The 1091-nt window shown below is 36.9% G+C and carries 1 protein-coding gene and 1 pseudogene; both read left to right on the forward strand.

Annotated elements, in window-relative coordinates; translation table 11 throughout:
* Positions 1 to 294: pseudogene (locus tag H8706_RS12055) on the forward strand (hypothetical protein); the annotation flags it as partial.
* Positions 295 to 414: 120 nt separating this feature from the next.
* Complete coding sequence (locus H8706_RS12060; RefSeq protein WP_262432835.1) at positions 415 to 999, forward strand: hypothetical protein; 585 nt, start codon at positions 415 to 417, stop codon at positions 997 to 999.
* Positions 1000 to 1091 lie beyond the last annotated feature (92 nt).

Genomic DNA, 1091 nt, shown 5'->3' on the forward strand with positions numbered 1-1091 from the left:
TTCAAAGCTGATGAAAACCTGAATTATCTGAAAAAGAGGTATATCGGATTAGATGAAAAATTTGCAAAGCAAATATATGTATCGGCAGTGCTGGGATATGAACGTGCGCTTGAAAATGCGATAGCAGACGACGACCTTGTAGCAATGAGAAGGTTTGGCAACAACGATATATATCTGCAATTGTTTGAAGGTTGCGCCGATAAAGTTCGGAAATATAAACCGCCGGAGAATTCACAGCTCAGTATATTTGATATAGACACAGATGACGAGGAAATGTTTGAAATCACAATGTAGAGGAGATGAAAGCTATGAAACTTGATGCGGTTGAAACAAATAGAACTGATTGCAACATATGAAGATTTGAAAAAGATTCCGCTGGATGAAAGGGTGAGTGCATATTTCGGAGACTACGGAATGCATTATCTTGTAAACGATGTCGATATTGATAAAGCGATAAAATTAAGAGATGAGGCGCTCATAGCTATGGGAATGACGCATGAAGAATATCTGTCAGACAAACAATTTATGTATAGACAGAATATCAGACTGAAAATGCGGGAAGGTATGATGGCGGACAAAATTGAAGAAAAAGACACAATTGTGTTTGTAAATCCCCAAGCTGTGCAGGGAACGGATATAGAGAAAATTCTCAAAGAGGACATAGAAGGTGTTAATGCCGAAACAAAAATGTGTGCAGTGAATTGTGAGGGGTATAAAATAGTTGTTCCGTTCAGAAACATCCTCGGCATTCAAAATGATATTGAGCAGGACAGACATTTTGGTTTTGATAATTGTGAGCCTCTGCTTGATGCAAGAGAAAGTGATGCAGACACGCTTGTAAAAGAAACAAGAGAGGAGGTGCGGGAAAATAATATGTTATCAGACAAATTTGATTTGGTGGTTATATTTGATAAGCCTGTACTGTTCACCTGTGAGAGACTCAACAGAAACCTTCCGATAGAAGGTGTAAACTATTATGAATTTAGCAATAATGCTTGAGGGTATTATATAATATTATGTTGAGAAAGAAAATAGACAAATCAAGTATTATAAGGCGTTGTCTATTTCTGCTCAACATAATATTTTAGCTT

This window comes from Qingrenia yutianensis, from assembly GCF_014385105.1.
Taxonomy (GTDB): Bacteria; Bacillota; Clostridia; order UMGS1810; family UMGS1810; genus Qingrenia; species Qingrenia yutianensis.

Coding starts and splice junctions, on each gene's coding strand:
- H8706_RS12060 (WP_262432835.1), top strand. CDS start 415: ATGCATTATCTTGTAAACGATGTCGATATTGATAAAGCGATAAAATTA.